The 18317-nt window shown below is 68.9% G+C and carries 22 protein-coding genes; 17 read left to right on the top strand and 5 right to left on the bottom strand.

The window, feature by feature from the left end:
* Window position 1: 1 nt before the first annotated feature.
* A complete protein-coding gene (locus ACZ3HL_RS13985; RefSeq protein WP_465531195.1) occupies window positions 2–196 on the bottom strand; it encodes an NAD(P)-binding protein in 195 nt (64 codons plus the stop codon).
* 160 nt (window positions 197–356) lie between these two features.
* On the opposite strand from ACZ3HL_RS13985, the gene ACZ3HL_RS13980 reads away from it, so the two are divergent.
* From ACZ3HL_RS13980 to ACZ3HL_RS13970, 3 genes are all read left to right on the top strand, one after another.
* Entirely contained in the window at window positions 357–1259 is a 903-nt protein-coding gene (locus tag ACZ3HL_RS13980) for a TetR/AcrR family transcriptional regulator C-terminal domain-containing protein (RefSeq protein ID WP_465410267.1), read from the top strand.
* Window positions 1260–1269: 10 nt separating this feature from the next.
* Window positions 1270–2457, top strand: coding sequence for a pyridoxal phosphate-dependent aminotransferase (locus ACZ3HL_RS13975; protein ID WP_465531193.1), 1188 nt, complete (start codon window positions 1270–1272; stop codon window positions 2455–2457).
* Window positions 2458–2542: 85 nt separating this feature from the next.
* Complete coding sequence (locus ACZ3HL_RS13970; protein WP_007032516.1) at window positions 2543–2728, top strand: hypothetical protein; 186 nt, start codon at window positions 2543–2545, stop codon at window positions 2726–2728.
* On the opposite strand, the gene ACZ3HL_RS13965 is transcribed toward ACZ3HL_RS13970, so the two are convergent.
* The 3 genes from ACZ3HL_RS13965 to ACZ3HL_RS13955 form a co-directional block, all read right to left on the bottom strand.
* Complete coding sequence (locus tag ACZ3HL_RS13965) at window positions 2725–3546, bottom strand: SAM-dependent methyltransferase (protein ID WP_465531191.1); 822 nt, start codon at window positions 3544–3546, stop codon at window positions 2725–2727. The genes ACZ3HL_RS13970 and ACZ3HL_RS13965 overlap by 4 nt on opposite strands.
* Window positions 3547–3635: 89 nt before the next feature.
* A complete protein-coding gene (locus ACZ3HL_RS13960; protein WP_465531189.1) occupies window positions 3636–4226 on the bottom strand; it encodes an HAD family hydrolase in 591 nt (196 codons plus the stop codon).
* 2 nt (window positions 4227–4228) lie between these two features.
* Window positions 4229–5257, bottom strand: a complete 1029-nt coding sequence (locus ACZ3HL_RS13955; RefSeq protein WP_465531187.1) for a threonine aldolase family protein — start codon at window positions 5255–5257, stop codon at window positions 4229–4231.
* Window positions 5258–5392: 135 nt separating this feature from the next.
* Here ACZ3HL_RS13955 and ACZ3HL_RS13950 point away from each other — a divergent pair, with 135 nt between their 5' ends.
* The 10 genes from ACZ3HL_RS13950 (at window position 5393) to ACZ3HL_RS13905 (ending at window position 13853) form a co-directional block, all read left to right on the top strand.
* Complete coding sequence (locus tag ACZ3HL_RS13950) at window positions 5393–5911, top strand: SigE family RNA polymerase sigma factor (protein WP_257483359.1); 519 nt, start codon at window positions 5393–5395, stop codon at window positions 5909–5911.
* Window positions 5898–6602: a hypothetical protein gene (locus tag ACZ3HL_RS13945; protein WP_465531186.1), complete on the top strand. Its 705-nt coding sequence runs from the start codon at window positions 5898–5900 to the stop codon at window positions 6600–6602. Before ACZ3HL_RS13950 ends, ACZ3HL_RS13945 begins: the two co-directional genes overlap by 14 nt.
* 23 nt (window positions 6603–6625) lie before the next feature.
* On the top strand, window positions 6626–7219 hold the full coding sequence (locus ACZ3HL_RS13940) for a TetR/AcrR family transcriptional regulator (RefSeq protein ID WP_465410273.1): 594 nt from the start codon (window positions 6626–6628) through the stop codon (window positions 7217–7219).
* A 90-nt stretch (window positions 7220–7309) separates the two neighbouring features.
* Window positions 7310–8740: an adenylosuccinate lyase gene (gene purB / locus ACZ3HL_RS13935; protein ID WP_465410274.1), complete on the top strand. Its 1431-nt coding sequence runs from the start codon at window positions 7310–7312 to the stop codon at window positions 8738–8740.
* A 220-nt stretch (window positions 8741–8960) separates the two neighbouring features.
* Window positions 8961–9788 (top strand): substrate-binding periplasmic protein, encoded by an 828-nt coding sequence (locus ACZ3HL_RS13930; RefSeq protein ID WP_465410275.1) that lies wholly within the window; start codon window positions 8961–8963, stop codon window positions 9786–9788.
* 5 nt (window positions 9789–9793) lie between these two features.
* The gene (locus tag ACZ3HL_RS13925) at window positions 9794–10567 is read left to right on the top strand and encodes an ABC transporter substrate-binding protein (RefSeq protein WP_465531184.1); all 774 of its coding nucleotides are present in this window, start codon (window positions 9794–9796) and stop codon (window positions 10565–10567) included.
* A gap of 8 nt (window positions 10568–10575) precedes the next feature.
* A complete protein-coding gene (locus tag ACZ3HL_RS13920; RefSeq protein WP_465531182.1) occupies window positions 10576–11358 on the top strand; it encodes an ABC transporter substrate-binding protein in 783 nt (260 codons plus the stop codon).
* The gene (locus tag ACZ3HL_RS13915; protein WP_465531180.1) at window positions 11359–12117 is read left to right on the top strand and encodes an amino acid ABC transporter permease; all 759 of its coding nucleotides are present in this window, start codon (window positions 11359–11361) and stop codon (window positions 12115–12117) included.
* Window positions 12114–12854 (top strand): amino acid ABC transporter ATP-binding protein, encoded by a 741-nt coding sequence (locus ACZ3HL_RS13910; protein ID WP_465531178.1) that lies wholly within the window; start codon window positions 12114–12116, stop codon window positions 12852–12854. The genes ACZ3HL_RS13915 and ACZ3HL_RS13910 overlap by 4 nt, the downstream gene beginning before the upstream one ends.
* 111 nt (window positions 12855–12965) lie before the next feature.
* The gene (locus ACZ3HL_RS13905) at window positions 12966–13853 is read left to right on the top strand and encodes an MOSC domain-containing protein (protein ID WP_465531177.1); all 888 of its coding nucleotides are present in this window, start codon (window positions 12966–12968) and stop codon (window positions 13851–13853) included.
* Here ACZ3HL_RS13905 and ACZ3HL_RS13900 read toward each other — a convergent pair.
* Window positions 13736–14542: an SAM hydrolase/SAM-dependent halogenase family protein gene (locus ACZ3HL_RS13900; protein WP_465531175.1), complete on the bottom strand. Its 807-nt coding sequence runs from the start codon at window positions 14540–14542 to the stop codon at window positions 13736–13738. The genes ACZ3HL_RS13905 and ACZ3HL_RS13900 overlap by 118 nt on opposite strands.
* A 35-nt stretch (window positions 14543–14577) precedes the next feature.
* On the opposite strand from ACZ3HL_RS13900, the gene ACZ3HL_RS13895 reads away from it, so the two are divergent.
* From ACZ3HL_RS13895 to ACZ3HL_RS13880, 4 genes are all read left to right on the top strand, one after another.
* Window positions 14578–15459: a phosphoribosylaminoimidazolesuccinocarboxamide synthase gene (locus ACZ3HL_RS13895; protein WP_465410284.1), complete on the top strand. Its 882-nt coding sequence runs from the start codon at window positions 14578–14580 to the stop codon at window positions 15457–15459.
* 58 nt (window positions 15460–15517) lie between these two features.
* Complete coding sequence (locus ACZ3HL_RS13890) at window positions 15518–16225, top strand: DUF2334 domain-containing protein (protein ID WP_465531173.1); 708 nt, start codon at window positions 15518–15520, stop codon at window positions 16223–16225.
* Window positions 16222–16953 (top strand): TetR/AcrR family transcriptional regulator, encoded by a 732-nt coding sequence (locus ACZ3HL_RS13885; RefSeq protein WP_465531171.1) that lies wholly within the window; start codon window positions 16222–16224, stop codon window positions 16951–16953. Before ACZ3HL_RS13890 ends, ACZ3HL_RS13885 begins: the two co-directional genes overlap by 4 nt.
* A 70-nt stretch (window positions 16954–17023) precedes the next feature.
* Window positions 17024–18199 (top strand): DUF418 domain-containing protein, encoded by a 1176-nt coding sequence (locus ACZ3HL_RS13880; RefSeq protein WP_465531169.1) that lies wholly within the window; start codon window positions 17024–17026, stop codon window positions 18197–18199.
* Window positions 18200–18317: the final 118 nt, after the last annotated feature.

Here is an 18317-nt window from a genome sequence, read left to right as displayed (position 1 = left end):
CTCAGTTCCCGGAGGCGCCCGAGCACCCCATCCGGTCGACGACGCCGAGCGCCGTGCCCCGGACGTCGACCGCGTGCCCGCCGACGCGGGGCGCGGGGGCCCGCTCGACGACCGTCGGCGCGAAACCGTGCCGCCGCAGCCAGTACGCCAGCGTCGTACCGGCGATTCCCGCCCCCGAAATCAGGACCTTCCGCATTTCCGCTCCTTGTGTACGGTGTCGTGAAGCACTGCGTACAACGTATGGAGCCAGTGGCGATTCTCCAGGAAAAGCCGCAGAAAATCCCTGCTGCACTAGTGCGCTACGGCTAGTGCGCCCGACAATCTGCGGTAAGGTGCACTATGGCAAGGAGTCGACCATGACCGATCCGCCCTACCGCCGGATCGCCGCCGAGATCCGCCACCGGATCACCTCCGGTGAGCTGCGCGAGGGCGACAAGGTCCCGTCGACGCGCCGGATCATCGCCGAGTGGGGGGTCGCGATGGCGACCGCGACGAAGGTGCTCGCCACGCTCAAACGGGACGGCCTGGTCGTCGCCAAACCCGGCGCGGGCACGGTCGTCGCGAGCCGCACCCGGAAGCCCGCGCCGGGAACCGAGGCGGAGCTGTCACGCGAGCGGGTGGTGAAGGCGGCGATCCGGATCGCCGACGCCGAGGGCATCCGCGCGCTCTCGATGCGCCGCGTCGCCTCCGGGCTCGGCGTCGCGACGATGGCGCTCTATCGCCATGTCACCGCGAAGGAGGAGCTGATCCTCGAGATGGCCGACCTCGCGCTCGGCGAGATCCGCTTTCCGCCCGAGCCGCCGCCTGGCTGGCGGGCCCAGCTGGAGCTGCTGGCGAGGGCGCAATGGGCTCTGTTCAGGCGGCATCCCTGGCTCGCACAGGCGCTCTCGATCACCCGCCCGCAGCCGCTGCCGAACCTGCTGGCCCACGCGGACTGGGCGACCCGTGCGCTCGACGGCCACGGTCTCCCCGCGTCGACGATCATGTACGCGCACATCACGATCTTCAACCACGTACGCGGAATCGCGCTCAGCTTCGAGGCCGAAGCCGACACCGAATCCGGGACGGCGGTCTCGGCCGACGCCTGGCTGGCGGAGCACGAGCCGATCCTCTGGGACCTGGTCTCCGGCGGTCGTTTCCCGAACTTCGCCGGTGTCGTCTCGCGTGCCCCGTTCGACTACGACCTCGACACGCTCTTCGAGTTCGGGCTCCAACGACTTCTCGACGGCTACGCGGTTCTCCTGGCGAAGGCGAGCTAGCCTCACCCGCATGTCTTTCCCAGGCCCCGCCGCACGTTCCGCCGTCCCGCCGTTCCACGTCATGGACGTCCTTTCGGCCGCCCAAGCGCGGCAACGCAGTCACGGGGACCTGGTCCCGCTGCTCGCGGGGCAGCCGTCCGCGCCGGCGCCGCGACCGGTGCTCGAGGCGGCGCAGCGGGCGCTGAAGGATCACAACCTCGGCTACACCGAGCAACTCGGCATCCCGGAACTGCGCGAGGCCGTCGCGGAGCACTACAACCGCACGTACCCGGTCGACGTGAGCCCGCAGGACGTCATCATGACGACCGGTTCCTCCGGCGGCTTCCTGCTCTCGTTCCTCAGCGCCTTCGAGGCGGGCGACCGCGTCGCGATGGCGCGTCCCGGCTACCCGGCCTACCGGAACCTGCTGAAGGTGCTCGGTTGCGAGGTCGTCGAGTTCGCCACCGGACCCGAGACGAACTTCCAGCCGACCGTCGCCCGGCTGGACGAGCTGGGGCCGATCAAGGGACTCATCGTGGCCAGCCCGAGCAATCCCACCGGCACCGTCCTGCCACCGGGTGAACTGGCGGCGATCAGCGGCTGGTGCGCGTCACACGGCGTGCAGCTGATCAGTGACGAGATCTACCACGGGATCTCCTACGGCGCCGGGCTCGATTGCGCCTGGCAGTACGGCGACGAGGCGCTCGTCCTCGGCTCGTTCTCCAAGTACTTCGCCATGACCGGCTGGCGGCTCGGCTGGATGCTCGCGCCCCAGCGGCTGCATCGTGCGATCGACGTCCTGACCGGCAACTTCACCATCTGCCCGCCCGCGGTCTCCCAGCACGCCGCGGTCGCCGCGTTCACCCCGGAGGCGTACGCGGAGGCCGACGGTCACGTCGAGCGCTACCGGGCCAACCGCGACGTACTCTTCGCCGGCCTCAAGGGCATCGGCATCGACAAGCTCGCGCCGGCCGAAGGCGCCTTCTACGCCTACGCGGACGTCTCCGCGTACACGAACGACAGCCTCAGCTGGTGTCAGCGGCTCCTCGCCGACACCGGTGTCGCGATCGCTCCCGGGATCGACTTCGATCCGGTCGACGGCGGAAGGTTCGTGCGGTTCTCCTTCGCGGGCTCGCGCGAGGACATCGACGAGGGCGTCCGCAGGCTCGGCGACTGGCTCGGTGCTCAGGGGGAACCCGGAATTCACCCTGAACGTTAGGCAGAACGAAGGCGCTCGCGAGCTTCGCCTGACAACCTGGACTCACCGGGCCCGCATGGGCACGGCGAGGCAATCGGAGGATGCCATGTTCTGGAAGATCGTCGGCGGGCTGATCCTGGCTTGGGTGGCCTTCATGGTGCTCGGATCCGTGCTCGGTTTTCTCGTGAAGGCCGTCTTTTGGATCGCCGTCATCGGCGGTGCGGTCTTCCTCGGCACGGCTGCGTACGGTGCCATCAAGGGCAAGGGCACCCCGAAGCAGCTCCGCCGCTAAGGCTTACGCGCCACCCCGCCGAGCGACGTGAAGTTCACGGGCGAAAGCGGGGTGAAGCGCGGGCCGTCCGGCCACCACAGGTGCGGATACGTCAGGCCCGGCTCCATGAGATCGAGTCCCTCGAAGAAGGACTCGATCTCTTCGCGCGTCCGGTACAGCGTGTCCAGCCCTGTGCCGTTGAAGCGCTTCTCGAGTGCCGTCGCGACGTCGGCCGCTTCGGTGCCGTCGGCGGGGTTGTGCTGGTGCAGCAGCACGACGAACGAGCCCGGCGCCAGCGCGTCGACGTAGGCGCGGACGATCTTCCGTGCCTCGTCGAGATCCTGGATGTGGTGGACGATCGCACACAGGATCAGCCCGGCCGGCCGGTCGAATTCCAGCCGGTGGGTGCGGGCGAGTTCCTCGACGACCTCGGCCGGTCCGGTCAGGTCGGCGGCCACCATATGCGCGAAGTCGTTCGCCGCGAGCAGCGCGCGGCCGTGCGCCTGCACCACCGGATCCCGGTCGACGTAGACGACCTGCGCCTCGGGGTTGTACCGCTGGGCGACCTGATGCGTGTTGTCCATGCTCGGGAAGCCGGAGCCGAGGTCGAGGAACTGGTCGATGCCTTCCTGGTCGGTCAGGTAACGCACGGTCCGCACCAGCCAGTGCCGGACCTCCTTGGCCATCGCCCGCGCGTCCGGCGAGATCTCCAGGATCTGGCGCAAGGCCACCCGGTCGGCCTCGTAGTTGTCCTGACCGCCCATGAGCGCGTCGAAGACCCGCGCGATGCTCGGCCGGTCGAAATCGACGGGCACGAACGGGCGTCGGTCCGCGGACATGGGCACCTACCGGGGGTTAATCGGTTTGGACGAGTTCAGCGTAGGTCATCCGCTTCACCGCGCGTAAGCGGATGAGCGACGAGGGTGAATTATTCCTCCGAAGAGCCGAAGCCGGATTTCGCCGTGGTCACGCCGACCCAGCGTTCCGCCCGCATCCCGACCGCCCTCGCACCGTCCACATTGGACTGACGGTCGTCGAAGAACAGGCAGTCGGCCGGTTCGGCGCCGAGTTCGGCGAGCAGGATCCGGTAGATCTTCGCGTCGGGCTTCATGCAGCCGAGGTCACCGGAAAAGAGCTTCACGCGGAACAGCTTCGCCCATTCCTGCTCGCGCACCCAGCGGCCGAACGTCGACGACGCGTTCGAGAGCAGTGCGAGCGCCGCGCCCGCTTCGTGCAGCCCTTCCAGCAGTTCGAGCACGTCGGGCTCGACATGCGTCCAGCCGGCGACGTCGATGGCGGTCAGTTCGTCGGAGAACGCCTTGTCGACCGGGACGTCCAGCGCGCGGCCGATGCTCTGCCAGTACTCGAGGTCCGTGCCGCCGGAGTCGTACCGGATCCGCTCGGCCCAGTAGTGCGGCTCGAAGTCGGCGACTTCGAGCCCGAAGGCCTTGGCCAGGGTCGGCAGCGCGTCGGTGTGCTCGCTGATGACGTCGCCGTAGTCGAAGACGATCCAGTTCATGCTCAGCCCCCGGTCTTGATGCGTTGAAGGGTTTCTTCGATGTCCGCCGCCGAAAGGTCCCGGTGCGCCACGAACCGGATCCGGCCCGAGCTCGGCAGCGTCAGGATCCCGAGCCCGGCCAGCCACGCCAGCCGTCCTTCGAGGTCGGGGGCGGTGACCTGCACGATGTTGGTTTCGGGAGCGTTGACCTCCCAGCCGTGCTCGGCGAACCCAGCCGCGAGCCGTGTCGCGTTCTCGTGCGTCTCGGCGAGGTCGCCGACGCGGTCCAGCGCGACCATGCAGGCCGCGGCCAGCACGCCGCCCTGCCGGATGCCGCCGCCGAGCATCTGGCGCATCCGCCGTGCCTTTTCGACGAACTCCTCGCTGCCGGCCACCACCGAGCCGACGGGCGCGCCGAGCCCCTTGGAGAAGCAGGCGGAAACGGTGTCGACGCCGACCGTGAGCGCCGCGGGCGGGATCCCCAGCGCGACCGACGCGTGCCAGATACGGGCGCCGTCGAGGTGCACGGTCAGCCCGGCCTCCTTCGCGACCGCGACCAGCTGGGCGTGCTCGTCGGGCGGGGTGACCGCGCCGCCGGCCGAGTTGTGCGTGTTCTCCAGGCACAACAGCGGGGTGCGCAGCGCGTAGTACGGCCCGCGCGGGACGCCGATCGCGGCCGAAAGCGTCTCCGGCGTCGGCCGCCCTGGCCCGGCGTCGTGCTCCAGCGGCTCCGGCATGCCGCCCGCGAGCCAGGCGGCGGACCCGAGTTCGTCGGTGATCACGTGCGAGCCGCGCGGCGCGAGGAACCGGTCCCCGCGCTGGAGATGGATGCTCAGCGCGATCAGGTTCGCCATGGTCCCGGTCGGCGTCCAGAGCGCGGCGGGCATGCCGAGGAGTTTCGCGGCGCGCTCTTCAAGCGCGGCGACGGTCGGATCGCCGTCGAGGACGTTGTCGCCGACCTCGGCCTTCGCCATGGCCTGGCGCATGACGTCGTCCGGCCGGGTCACGGTGTCGGAGCGGAAATCGATCTGCGGGAGAGAGCGCGAGGTCACGGTACGATCACATCACATCTACGGGCCCGGGGTGAATCTCCTCCCCGGCTGGTCCGCCGCGCCCGCTCATGCAACCGTGGACGCCCCCGGTTCCGTCCTACCCACCGACGAGGCAAGAGCGGAGACAAAACCCGCGTGAACCAGCGCGACGAACAAGAGTTCGCGGAGTACTTCGCCGCGAAGCGGGACGCCGTGCGCAGGACCGCGTACATGCTTTGCGGTGACTGGCATCGTGCGGACGACCTCGCGCAGACGGCGTTCGTCGCGCTGCACCGGAGGTGGAAGAAGATCAGGGAACGGGCGGCGACCGACGCCTACGTGCGGAAGACGCTGGTCAGGGCGGCCATCGACGAGTCGAGGCGGCCGTGGCGGCGGGAGTGGCAGACCGAGGAGCTGCCCGAACCGCCGCAGGACGGCTTCGACCTGGGCGAGCAGGTCGTCACCAGGGAAGACCTGCTGGCCGCGTTACGCGAAGTGCCCCCGAAGCAGCGGGCCGTGCTGGTGCTCAGGTTCTTCGAGGGGCTGGACGTCGGTGCGGCGGCGAAAGCGCTCGGGTGCAGCGAAGGGAACGTGAAGAGCCAGACCGCGCGCGGGCTGGCGAACCTCAGGCAGGTCATGGAGAAGGAGGAGGTGGCACGGGATGGACGAGAATGACCTGAAGGCGTTGTTCCGTGACGCCCCCGGCGACGCACCGTCGCCGACCTTCGACACCGCCGACGTCGTCCGCGCCTCCAAACGCGCCACCGCTCGACGCCGAAACGGTATCGCGGTGGCCTGTAGTGCGATGGTTTTGGTCTTGGCCGGAGTGGGCATGTTCGGCGTGCTCGGCGGAACCGAGCTCCAGATGGGGAGCGCGGCCAAATCCGAGAACGAAGCGGTCTCCGCCGGGCAACCCGACGCGGCGTCCGCACGTCCTCTTGACAGCGGGGACCCCTCGAACTTCTCGAACCCGCCGCCTCAGCAGGGGGGCGACGGGCCAGAGAGGACCGGCCAGATGACGGCCGAAGGCACCTACGGGTGCGACCAGGTGGACCGGGAGCTCGCCACCGCCCTCGCTGGCGAGCTCCCGGTCCCCGTGGATGTCGCCAAAGCGACGCCCGGCGACCTCTGTACGACGGGAGCCAGGTCCGCGGGGTTCCAGGTGCCGGGCGGCACGGTGTCCGCCGCGGTCTTCCCGGCCGGTTCGGCCGTCCCGTCGGTGCCCACTGGGGCGGCCGAAGCGCGCCGGACCACCGCCAAGGGATCGCTGGTGGCCGTGGTGAGCCTCGGCGATGGCTCGGGCAGGCCCGCCCTCCCCGAGGCCGACGTCGACAGGCTGGCCGGCGTCCTCGCCGCCCGTTACTGACCGAGCTGGCAAAATAGCCCGCCATGACCGCCGCAGCGACCACGCCGAAGGGTGAGCGACGCCGTGCCGAGCTCATCGAGGCCGCCGCGTCGCTGCTGGCCGAGGGCGGGTTCGACGCCGTGCGGCATCGTGCGGTCGCCGAACGCGCGGGGCTGCCGCTGGCGTCGACGACGTACTACTTCGACTCGCTCGAAGAGCTGGTCACAGCCGCGGTGGAGCATCACGCGAAGGTGGAGTTGGAGACCGGGCGGCGCCGCCTCGACGAGCTGGCGACCCGCAACCGCGGTGTCGAGGCCACCGTCGACCTGGTGCTGGACATGCTCCTCGGCCCGCTTCGCCCAGATCGCGAGGCAGACGCCGAAGCGGTCCTCCTGCGCTACGAACGCCTCGTCGGGACAGGCCGTCGTCCGTACCTTCGTCCCCTGATGCGGACGCTGTCCGCACAGCTGTACGAACTGCTCCACGAGATCCTCGCGCGCTCCGGCACACCTGTGGACGGCACCGAACTGGAGCGGTTGGTCGCCCTGGTCGACGGCGCCGTCGTCAACGCGCTGATCGAGGTCGACCCTGAGCCCCGCGCCGCCGCCGCCCGGATGCTCCAGGCGGCCCTCGCCTGACTCCCCGCATTTAGTCCTCTGGATGCGGTGGTTCGTGACGCCAACTACCGCATTCAGAGGACGAAACGCGGGGCGGGTTAGTCTGGCGGCGTGACGGACAAGCCCCGCATCCCCAACGTGCTCGCCGGCCGCTACGCCTCGCCTGAGCTGGTCGAACTGTGGTCCCCGGAACGCAAGGTCGTGCTGGAGCGTGAGCTCTGGCTCGCCGTGCTCCGCGCGCAGGCCGACCTCGGCGTCGAGGTGCCGGACGGGGTCGTCGCCGACTACGAACGCGTCCTGGAGCAGGTCGACCTCGACTCGATCGCCGCGCGCGAGCGGGTCACCAGGCACGACGTGAAGGCCCGCATCGAGGAGTTCAACGCGCTCGCCGGGCACGAGCACGTCCACAAGGGCATGACGTCGCGGGACCTCACCGAGAACGTCGAGCAGTTGCAGGTCCTGCGGTCCCTGGAGCTGGTGCGCGGCCGCGTCGGCGCGGTGCTGGGCAGGCTCGCCGCGATCGCGGTCGAGCACGCCGACACGGTGATGGCAGGCCGTTCGCACAACGTCGCCGCGCAGGCGACGACGCTGGGCAAGCGCTTCGCCACCGCCGCGGACGAACTGCTGGTCGCCTTCGACCGGCTCGAAAACCTCATCGGCCGCTACCCGCTGCGCGGGATCAAGGGCCCGGTCGGCACCGCGCAGGACATGCTCGACCTGCTCGGCGACGAGTCCACTTTGGACGAACTGGAGTCGCGGGTCGCGGCCCACCTCGGCTTCGAGAACGTGTTCACCAGCGTCGGCCAGGTGTACCCGCGCTCGCTCGACTTCGACGTGCTGTCCACCGTCGTCCAGCTCGCGGCCGCCCCGTCGAGCCTCGCGAAGACGATCCGCCTGATGGCGGGCCACGAGCTGGTCACCGAGGGCTTCAAGCCGGGGCAGGTCGGCTCGTCGGCCATGCCGCACAAGATGAACACCCGTTCGTGCGAGCGCGTCAACGGGCTCGCCGTGATCCTGCGCGGCTACCTGTCGATGATCGGCGAACTCGCCGGCGACCAGTGGAACGAAGGCGACGTGTCCGACTCCGTCGTCCGCCGGGTCGCGCTGCCCGACGCGTTCTTCGCGCTCGACGGCCTGCTGGAGACCTTCCTCACGGTGCTGGCCGAGTTCGGCGCCTTCCCGGCGGTCATCGGACGTGAGCTCGATCGCTATCTGCCGTTCCTCGCGACCACCAAGGTGCTCATGGCGTCGGTCCGCGCGGGCGTCGGGCGTGAAACCGCTCACGAGGCGATCAAGGAGAACGCCGTCGGTGTCGCGCTCGCGATGCGGGAGCAGGGGCTGGCGGAGAACGACCTCCTCGACCGGCTCGCCGCCGACGAGCGCATCCCGCTCGACCGCGGTGAGCTGGACAAACTCCTCGCCGACCGGATCTCGTTCACCGGTGTCGCGCCGCGTCAGGTGGCCGCGATCGCGTCGCGTGTCGAGGCCATTCTGGAGCGTTTCCCGGAGGCGGCGAACTACTCGCCGGCCCCCATTCTCTGACCGCGCGTGAAGGCCCCCTTCCCTCGGCTCAGCCGAGGGAAGGGGGCCTTCACGCGCGTTGTGAGCAGCCCCACCACGGGGCGTTCACAGAGTGAGACGAAGTTACTCGATCGGGCGAAATGCCTAATCTCGATCGCTGAACCCGGAGCGCCAGGCCGCCCATGAGGCGGCCTGGCGTGTTTGTATCGCGCCTTGCGCGCCGACACCCACGGAAGAAGCGATGAGATCCACGCTGTCGAAATTCGTCGCCGTCGTCACGGCCGGAGCGGCCACCCTCGCCCTCGCCGCCTGCGGCTCCGGTGACGCGAGCACGACCGGCCAGAAGCTGCGGGTCGGCACCTTGACCGACGCGCCGCCGTCCATCTACCTGGAAAACGGCACCTTCACCGGTTACGACAACGAACTGCTGCGCGACATCGCGAAGCGCGAGGGCTTCGAGGTCGAGTTCGTCGGCACCGAATTCGCCGGCCTGCTCGCCGCCGTCGCCACCAACAAGTTCGACATCGGCAGCTCCACGATCTCCACCACCGAGGCCCGCAAGAAGACCGTCGCGTTCAGCAACGGCTACAGCACCGGGTTCACCACGATCCTCACGAAGAAGGGCGCGTCCCTCAAGGACGTCGGCGCCTTCAACGGCAAGCGGCTCGGCGTCGTGCAGGCGTCGGTGCAGGACGACTTCGCGACCGGCAAGGTGCCCGGCGCCAACGTCGTCCGTTTCCCGGACTACAACGCCGGTTTCGCGCAGCTGAAGGGCGGCAGCCTCGACGGCTGGGTCGTGCCGAAGGACATCGGGCAGAAGTACATCGACCAGAACCCGGACGTGCCGCTGGAGTTCGGCTACACCGTCGAGACCAAGGACACGCCGTCCGCGTTCGCCGTCCGCAAGGACAACGAGGAACTGCTGAAGAAGCTCAACGACGGCCTCGCGAAGGCCGTGGCGGACGGCACCGTCGCCCGCCTGCACGCTCAGTTCTTCAAGACCGAGCCGCTGCCCAAGGAACTCGAACAGGGCGGCCCCGGCCTGCCCGTGCGGAACGCGGGGGTCTGAAAACCATGAAGAAAGCCTTCCTCGTCACGCTGGCCGCCGGCCTCGTCGCCGTGCTCGCCGCCTGCGGTGGTGGCGAATCCGCCACCGAGAAGACCCTGCGCGTCGGGACCTTGAGCGACGCTCCGCCGAACATCTACGTCGAGAACGGCAACTACACCGGCTTCGACAACGAGCTGCTGAAGGCCATCGCGGCCAAGCAGAACCTGAAGCTCGAGTTCGCCTCGACCGACTTCTCCTCGCTGCTGGGCCAGGTCGCGAACAACCAGTTCGACATCGGCAGTTCGGCCATCGCGCAGACCGACGAGCGCAAGAAGAACGTCGAATTCTCCAGCCCGTACAACTTCGAGGTCATGAGCATCCAGACCAAGGACGGCTCGCCGATCACCGAGGAGAAGGGCCTGTCCGGCAAGCGGGTCGCGGTCATCCAGGCGACCGTCGGCGACAAGTGGCTCACCTCGACGGTGCCCGACGCGCAGGCCGTGCGCTTCCCGGGGTACGCCCCGGCGCTGGCCGCGCTCAAGAGCGGCGCCGTCGACGCCTACATCCTCGACCAGGCGATCGCCGAGACGAACGTCAAGGAGAGCACCGACGCGAAGCTCAAGGTCGTCAAGTCCTTCACCACCGACGTGCCCCACGGCTTCGCGGTGAAGAAGGGCAACGCGGAGCTGCTCACCAAGATCAACGAGGGTCTCAAGCAGGTCATCGCCGACGGCACCTGGGTCAAGCTGCACGAGAAGTTCCTGCCGACGGCCCCGGTCCCGGCCCAGTTCAAGGCGTGAGGATCACGATGAAGAAGTCACTCGCCGCCGCTGTCGGTGCCGTCCTCGTGGCGGTGCTGGCGGCGTGCGGCGGTGGGGATGGCGCGAGCGGCGACACGCTGCGCGTCGGCACGCTCAGCGACTCGAAACCGAACGCCTATCAGGAAAACGGCGTGTTCACCGGGTTCGACAACGAGCTGCTGAAGGCCATCGCCGCGCACCAGAACCTGAAACTCGAATTCGTCTCCACGGAGTTCTCGACCCTGCTGAGCCAGGTCGCCAACGGCAAGTTCGACATCGGCAGTTCGGGGATTTCGCAGACCGACGAACGCCGCAAGACCGTGGACTTCTCGGCGCCGTACAACTACCAGTCACTCGGCATCGAGACCCGCGAGGGCGTCGCCATCACCGACGAGAACTCCTTGGCGGGCAAGCGGGTCGGGGTCGTGCAGGGCACGGTGTCGGACAGCTGGCTGGCGGCCAACGCGCCCACCGCGCAGGCCGTCAAGTTCCCGCAGGACGCCGCGGCGCTGGCCGCGCTGAAATCGGGCGCGATCGACGGCGCGATCTTCGACCAGGCGACCGCCGAGGACTACGCGGCGAAGAACCCGGACGCGAAGCTCAAGGTGGTCAAGGCGATCACCACGACCATTCCGCACGGCTTCGCGGTCAAGAAGGGCAACACCGAGCTGGCCGCCAAGATCAACGCCGGACTCAAGGCGGTCATCGCCGACGGCACCTGGGAAAAGGTGCACCAGCGCTTCGAGCCGAACGCGCCGGTGCCCGCGGAGTTCAAGGCCGGGCAGAAGTAAGTGGACGACTTCCTCAACACCTTCCTGAACTGGGAGTACATCTGGGAGGTCTTCCCCGACCTCCTCGGGACCGGCCTGCTGAACACGCTGATCCTGTCGGTGTTCTCGGCGCTGATCGGCACCGTGCTCGGCATGCTGCTGGCCATGATGGGCCTGTCCGGCAAGGCGTGGCTGCGCTGGCCCGCACGGGTGTACACCGACATCTTCCGTGGCCTGCCCGCGATCCTGACCATCCTGGTGATCGGGCAGGGCGGCGGAATCCTCATCCCGTCGCTGTCCCGGAACCCGTACCCGCTGGGCATTCTCGCGCTGAGCCTGATCGCCGCCGCGTACATCGGCGAGATCTTCCGCGCCGGTATCCAAAGTGTCGAAAAAGGACAGATGGAGGCCAGCCGCGCGCTGGGCATGAGCTACCCCAAGGCGATGGCACTCGTCGTCATCCCGCAGGGGGTGCGGCGCGTGCTGCCCGCGCTGGTGAACCAGTTCATCGCGCTGGTCAAGGACTCCAGCCTGGTGTACTTCCTCGGCTTCCTCGCCGAACAGCGCGACCTGTTCCGCATCGGGCAGGACCTCGCGGCGAACACCGGGAACCTGTCGCCGCTGGTCGCGGCGGGTGTGGTGTACCTGGTGATCACCGTGCCGCTGACGCATCTGGTCAACTACATCGACAAGAGGCTGCGCACCGGCAAGAAGATCCGGGTCGACGACGAGGACGGCGAGCCGGAACTCCTGAACACCGGAAAGGTGCCGATGCCATGACCGCCGCCGTACGTTCATCGAGCGTCGAACTCCGCGACATCCACGTCTCCTTCGGCACCCTCGAAGTGCTGAAGGGCGTGAACCTCAAGGTCGAGAAGGGTCGCACGACCTGCATCATCGGCCCGTCCGGCTCCGGCAAGTCGACGCTGCTGCGCTGTGTGAACCGCCTCCAGGAGCCGGACGCCGGCGACCTGCTGCTGGGCGGCGAGAGCGTCATCTCGTCCGACCCGGACGCGTTGCGCCAGCGGGTCGGGATGGTGTTCCAGCATTTCAACCTGTTCGGGCACCGCAGCGTGCTGGACAACATCACCCTGCCGCTGCGCAGCGTCCGCAAACTCGGCAAGGACGAGGCGGCGGAGATCGCGCACGCCCGCCTCGCCGAGGTCGGCCTCGCCGACAAGGCGCCGTACCGGCCGAGCGCGCTCTCGGGCGGGCAGCAGCAGCGGGTCGCGATCGCGCGGGCGCTCGCCATGGAGCCCGAGGTCATGCTGTTCGACGAGGCGACCAGCGCGCTGGACCCGGAGCTGGTCAAGGGTGTCCTCACGCTGATGGCGGGGCTGGCCGAGCGTGGCCTGACGCTGCTCGTGGTCACCCATGAGATGGGTTTCGCGCGCAGCGTCGCCGACGAGGTGGCGTTCATGGACGCCGGGAAGATCGTCGAACAGGGTGCTCCGGAAGCGATCTTCGACGCTCCGCGGAGCGAGCGGCTTCAGCGGTTCCTGTCGCAAGTGTTGTAGGGAACCGGCGAGCCAGGGCTGCGGTGGCGTGGTGGGGCGCGTCTCGTGAGTGGTAAGGACGGTTAGAACCGTCCTTACCACTCACGAGGCCTGACTCGCTAACCTGCGGATATGGCGAGAGTGGCGAAGCTGGTCTATTACCCGGTCAAAGGCTGCGCGGGGACGGCGGTCGAAACGGCCGACGTCACCCCGGCCGGCCTCAGGTTCGACCGTGCCTGGATGGTCGTCTCCCCGGAGGGCGAGTTCCGCAGCCAGCGCAAGCATCCGGTGATGGCCGCCATCCGGGCCGAAGTGGCCGACGACGGCGCCCGCCTGCGGCTCGCCGCTCCCGGCGTCGAGGATCTCCTGGTCGAGACGGTCACGGACGGGCCGCGGCACCCCGCCGCGACGTTCACCTGGCAGGGCAAGGGTGTCCACCAGGGTGACGAGGCCGCCGAATGGTTTTCCGCCGTCCTCGGTCTCCCGTCGGTGTTCGTCGGGCTCGCGCCGGAGCACGAACGCGTCACCAACGGCGAGATCCCGGGCACCGCGGCCTTCGCCGACGCGCACGCGATCCTGCTGACCTCAGAGTCCTCTTTGGACGGTCTGAACGAACGCATCGCGTCACGCGGTGCCGAGGCCGTGCCGATGGATCGCTTCCGGCCCAACATCGTCGTCTCGGGTTGGCCGGAGCCACATCGCGAGGACGACGTCCGCTCGCTCACCGCCGGTGGTCTCGAACTGGGGTACGCGAAGGTCTGTGTCCGCTGTACGGTGCCGATGGTCGATCAGGAGACCGGCAAGAAGGCCGGCCCCGAGCCGATCCGTTCACTCGCCGACTACCGCCGCGAGCCCGAGGGCGGCGTTTCGTTCGGGATCAAGATGGCGGTGACCGGTCCGGGTCAGGTGTCCGTCGGCGACGAGGTGATCGTGCACTCCTGGGCAGGCCCCAGCCGGAGCACCTCCGACGCCGAACCGCCGTTCACGGCGACCGCGAGCCGTCCCGCGGAATCGGTGTAGAGCACGTTCCGGCCCGGCGGAACCGTGCCGAAGGTGTCGCCGACCAGCGCTTTCACCAGGACGTGTTCGCTGCTGACGGAGACCGTGCCGGACAGCCCGGCCAGTTCGAGGTCGGCGGGGCTCGCGGCGAGCTGGACGTTGCCGAAGTGGTCGACCGTGAGCACTTCGGCCACCAGCTTGCCGGGGAACACCGCCACGAACGGGTCCGGCAGGCGCATGAGGTCGTCGACGCGCGGCCCGAACTCCTCGGGGGCGACGCCGAGTGCGAGATGCGCCGCCGCGGGGGCGAAGACGTCGCGTCCGTGGAACGTCGGCGAAGTCACCGGAAGGCGGTACTCCGGAGTCACGAGTTCGTACGCGGCTATCACCCCGCTGAGTGTTTCGGCGGCGGGAATGAGAAGTCCGTTGTCCGGGCCGACGAGCATTCCGCGTCCGGTGACCACCACGACACCGCGCCGCGCCGTGCCGACGCCGGGGTCCACGACGGCGAGGTGGACCGACTCCGGCAGATACGGCACGGTCTGGGCGAGTACCTCGGCGCCGGTCCTGACCTGCTGCGGAGGGATCTCGTGGCTCACGTCGATCACCCGTACGGACGGCGCGATCCGCGCGATCACACCGTGGCACGCGGCCACGAAACCGTCTCTCAGCCCGTAGTCGGTCGTGAACGAAACGCAGTGGATCGGCATGATCAGCCATCATCCTTGATCGCTAGGGTGCAGCCGTGACGACGCTCGAATACCCGAAGATCGCCGCCGGCAAGGTCCGTGAGCTCTACGCCGTCGATGACGAGCATCTGCTGCTCGTCACTTCGGATCGGATCTCCGCCTACGACGTCGTCTTCGACACGCCCATCCCGGACAAGGGGCGGGTGCTCACCGCGATGAGCGTGTTCTGGTTCTCCCTGCTCTCCGATGTCCTCCCCAACCACCTGGTCTCCTACGAAGACGAACGCATCCCCGCCGAGGTCCGCGGCCGCGCGCTGCTGGTGCGGCGGCTGGCGATGCTGCCGTTCGAAGCCGTCGCCCGCGGATATCTCACCGGTACCGGTCTCGCCGATTATCGCGCGCGCGGCACGGTTTGCGGGGTCGAACTTCCGCCGGGACTGACCGAGTCGTCCCGGCTCCCTGAACCGATTTTCACCCCCGCGACCAAGGCCGACCGCGGCTCGCACGACGAGAACATCGCCTTCGCCGACGTCGTCGGGCAGCTCGGCCGCGAGCGCGCCGAGGAGGTCCGCGAGGCGACGCTGGCGGTGTACCGCCGCGGCGCGGAGTTCGCCGCCGAACGCGGCATCCTGCTCGCGGACACGAAGCTCGAATTCGGCATCGACCGCGCGGGGAACCTCGTGCTCGCCGACGAGGTCCTGACCCCGGATTCCTCGCGCTACTGGCCCGCCGGTGGGTACGCGCCGGGCAGCCCGCAGCCGTCGTTCGACAAGCAGCCGCTGCGGGATTGGCTCACCAGCCCGGCGTCCGGCTGGCACCGCCGGGACAGACCGGAGTCGCCACCCCTGCCCGAGGACATCGTCGCCGCCACGCGGGCGAGGTACATCGAGTCCTACGAACGCATCACCGGCCGGTCGTTGCAGGATTGGCCCGCCTGACCTGCGGAGTTCACTCCGTCGTCAGTCCGGCGCAAGCCGCGGCTGGCTCACTGGTGGGGTGGATGCACGTTTGCTGGTTTCCCTGTCCGGCGTGACCACCCGGACGTTGCACCGCTGCGCCGATCTCGCGGCCGAACTCGACCGGCGCAGGGTCCCGTTGTCGGTGCTCTACGCCGCTCGCACCGGCGAGGGCCCCGTGACCGAGTGGGTCCGGACGCGCCGCACCCATGGCGACTCCGTCCTCCTGCACGGTTACGACCACCAGGTCCCGCCCACCCATCGCGCCGTCTACCTGGGCAAACGCGCCGAGTTCGCCGCTCTTCCCGCGCACGAGGCGCGGCTGCGGCTGATCGCGGCGAAGGCGGCGCTCGACGCCAACGGCATGGCCGTCGACGGCTTCGCGCCGCCGCGCTGGATCGCCTCGGAGGGCACTCTGCAGGCCCTGCGCGAGCACGGGTTCACGTTGTGCGCGGATCTGGTCTCGGTACGGGATCTGGTGTCCGGCCAGGTCCAGCGGGCCAGGGTGCAGGAGTTCGGCGGGCCCTCGCACCGTACGGAGACCGTCCGGTGTTTCGCGCTGGTGCTGGCCGCCGCCAGGGCCGCGCGCCGCGGCGGGCTCGTGCGGCTCGGCATCGACGCCGCGGACCTCGCCCGGCCGGGGCTGCGGCAGGCGTTCCTCGACGCCGTCGACGTCTCGCTGGAGAACCGCGCTTTCGGAACCACCTACGGCTCGCTCTCGCGAACGCGGGTTAAATTGTCGGGATGACCGACGAGGGTGGCGCACCGGCGACGCTGATGCGGCTCTGGCGCCGGTCGGAGCGCCCGGCGCGCGGCAGGCCGTCCGTCCTCGACATCGACAGCGTCGTGGCGGCCGCGGTGGACCTCGCCGATCGCGAAGGCGTCGCGAGCGTGACGCTGGCGAGCGTGGCGAAGGACCTGGGCGTCACGAAGATGTCGTTGTACCGCCACATCGGTTCGAAGGCGGAACTGCTGGAGCTGATGGCCGATTTCGCCATCGGCGATCCACCGCCGGTGGAGCCGACCGGTGCTTGGCGGGCCGAGCTGACCACGTTGGCCGAGGCCAACCGCGATGTCCTGATGAAGCACCCGTGGCTGGTCGAGCTGCCGCTTTCCGGCCCGCCCGCGGGTCCGCACGCGGTCGCCTGGATGGACGCGTTCCTGCGCACGCTGCGCGACACCGGTCTCGACTGGGGGACCAAGGGCGGGATCCTGGTGCTGATCGGTGGCTATGTCCGCCTCGCGTGCGCGCAGGCCATCCAGCTCGCCGAGGGCCGGAAGGGCAGCGGGCTGAGCCAGGCTCAGGCCGAGCAGGCCTACGGCAAGGGCCTCGCCGAGCTGATCGATCCCGGACGTTTTCCCGACGCCGTGGGCTTCCTGAGCTCGGGTCTCGGTGACTCCGGGCAGAACTCCGACTTCGACTTCGGTCTCGGCGTCGTTCTCGACGGCATCGCCGCTCTCGTCGAAGCGGGCTGACAAACCCCTCCTTCGCCTTTAGTATCCGTCGGACACTAATTAGTGTACGTTGGATACTAAAGGGGGCTTCATGACATCGACACCGACGAGCGAGCGGGTGCTCGCGCCGGATCTGGCGAGGGGTTTCGCGCTCCTGCTGGTCGCGCTGGCGCATACCGCGAGCATCTTCCTGGGGAACACGCCTGGCGTCGATCAGACGCCGGAAGGCCTGGAGCGGCCGTACTTCGTGGTGCTGTTCGTGCTCGTCCACGCGTGCGCGCTGCCGCTGTTCGGCATGATGCTCGGCTACGGGATGGTGCAGTTCGCCGACCGGCAGGAGAGGCTGGGCCGGCCATGGCCGGAAACGCGGGGCATCCTGCTCCGCCGTCACGCTTGGCTGCTGGTCTTCGGCGCCGTCGACGGGGTGCTGTTCTTCTCCGGCGACGTGCTCGGCGCGTACGGCGTGCTCGGCGTGGTGTTCGCCCTGCTGCTTTTGCGGCGCGGCAAGGGTTTCTACCGGATTCCGGTGCTGTACCTTGGGTTCGGCGTCTGCTATCTGGCCGTGCTGATGTACCTGGTGCTCACCGGGAAGTCCGGGAACGCGCCGGTCCCGTCCGTCGAGGACAGGTCGTCACTGGCGCCGACGTACGGCGACGCCGTACGCGAGCGGCTCACCGAATGGCCGATGAGTACGGCGATCCTGCTGTCGTCGATCCTCTTCGTCTGGGTGGGCGCCTGGGCCGCGAAGAAGCGCGTCCTGGAGGAGCCGAATCGGAAACTGCTCCTCTTCGGCGTGTTCGGCGGCTTCGGTGTCGCGATCGCGGGCGCGCTGCCGATGGGGCTCTTCGCCGGTGACTACGTCGGCTTCGACGAGGGAACCGCCGGGCTCGCCAAGCTGATGTACGAAGGAGCCGGCCTGTTCGGCGCGATCGGCTACATCAGCCTGTTCGGTCTCATCGGCATGGCGGTGGGCGAGAAGCGCCGCGGTGTCGTGGTCACCGCGATCTCCGCGCTCGGCCAGCGCACGCTGAGCGCGTATCTGTTCCAGTCGGTGGCGTGGCTGATCCTGGCGCCGCCGTTCATGCTGGGGTTGAGCGGCGACACGTTCGTCGCGGCCGCGTGCGGGCTCGGCGTGTGGCTGCTGACGGTCGTCGTCGCGTACCTGATGCACCGGCGGTCGTATCGGGGACCGGCGGAGATCCTGGTGCGGAAACTCGCGTACCGGAGCCCGAAGACTGTGTCGCGAAAGCCACTTTCGCGACGTTAGATGTCCCGAAAGTGGCTTTCGCGACACTGGCGGCCAACCGCTCCGGCGACCGGACGGCAAGAGGCGTTGCGAAAGCCACTTTCGCAACCTTCAACGTTGCGAAAGTGGCTTTCGCAAC

This window comes from Amycolatopsis sp. NPDC000009, from assembly GCF_055563465.1.
This window is presented reverse-complemented; position numbering and strand designations above follow the sequence as displayed.

Excerpts from the sequence above, each read along its gene's own strand:
- ACZ3HL_RS13925 (WP_465531184.1), top strand. The coding sequence starts at position 9,794 with ATGAAGAAAGCCTTCCTCGTCACGCTGGCCGCCGGCCTCGTCGCCGTG.
- ACZ3HL_RS13960 (WP_465531189.1), bottom strand. The coding sequence starts at position 4,226 with ATGAACTGGATCGTCTTCGACTACGGCGACGTCATCAGCGAGCACACC.
- ACZ3HL_RS13920 (WP_465531182.1), top strand. The coding sequence starts at position 10,576 with ATGAAGAAGTCACTCGCCGCCGCTGTCGGTGCCGTCCTCGTGGCGGTG.
- ACZ3HL_RS13880 (WP_465531169.1), top strand. The coding sequence starts at position 17,024 with ATGACATCGACACCGACGAGCGAGCGGGTGCTCGCGCCGGATCTGGCG.
- ACZ3HL_RS13940 (WP_465410273.1), top strand. The coding sequence starts at position 6,626 with ATGACCGCCGCAGCGACCACGCCGAAGGGTGAGCGACGCCGTGCCGAG.
- ACZ3HL_RS13905 (WP_465531177.1), top strand. The coding sequence starts at position 12,966 with ATGGCGAGAGTGGCGAAGCTGGTCTATTACCCGGTCAAAGGCTGCGCG.
- ACZ3HL_RS13985 (WP_465531195.1), bottom strand. The coding sequence starts at position 196 with ATGCGGAAGGTCCTGATTTCGGGGGCGGGAATCGCCGGTACGACGCTG.
- ACZ3HL_RS13975 (WP_465531193.1), top strand. The coding sequence starts at position 1,270 with ATGTCTTTCCCAGGCCCCGCCGCACGTTCCGCCGTCCCGCCGTTCCAC.
- ACZ3HL_RS13930 (WP_465410275.1), top strand. The coding sequence starts at position 8,961 with ATGAGATCCACGCTGTCGAAATTCGTCGCCGTCGTCACGGCCGGAGCG.
- ACZ3HL_RS13980 (WP_465410267.1), top strand. The coding sequence starts at position 357 with ATGACCGATCCGCCCTACCGCCGGATCGCCGCCGAGATCCGCCACCGG.
- ACZ3HL_RS13885 (WP_465531171.1), top strand. The coding sequence starts at position 16,222 with ATGACCGACGAGGGTGGCGCACCGGCGACGCTGATGCGGCTCTGGCGC.
- ACZ3HL_RS13965 (WP_465531191.1), bottom strand. The coding sequence starts at position 3,546 with ATGTCCGCGGACCGACGCCCGTTCGTGCCCGTCGATTTCGACCGGCCG.
- ACZ3HL_RS13900 (WP_465531175.1), bottom strand. The coding sequence starts at position 14,542 with ATGCCGATCCACTGCGTTTCGTTCACGACCGACTACGGGCTGAGAGAC.
- ACZ3HL_RS13910 (WP_465531178.1), top strand. The coding sequence starts at position 12,114 with ATGACCGCCGCCGTACGTTCATCGAGCGTCGAACTCCGCGACATCCAC.
- ACZ3HL_RS13945 (WP_465531186.1), top strand. The coding sequence starts at position 5,898 with ATGGACGAGAATGACCTGAAGGCGTTGTTCCGTGACGCCCCCGGCGAC.
- ACZ3HL_RS13970 (WP_007032516.1), top strand. The coding sequence starts at position 2,543 with ATGTTCTGGAAGATCGTCGGCGGGCTGATCCTGGCTTGGGTGGCCTTC.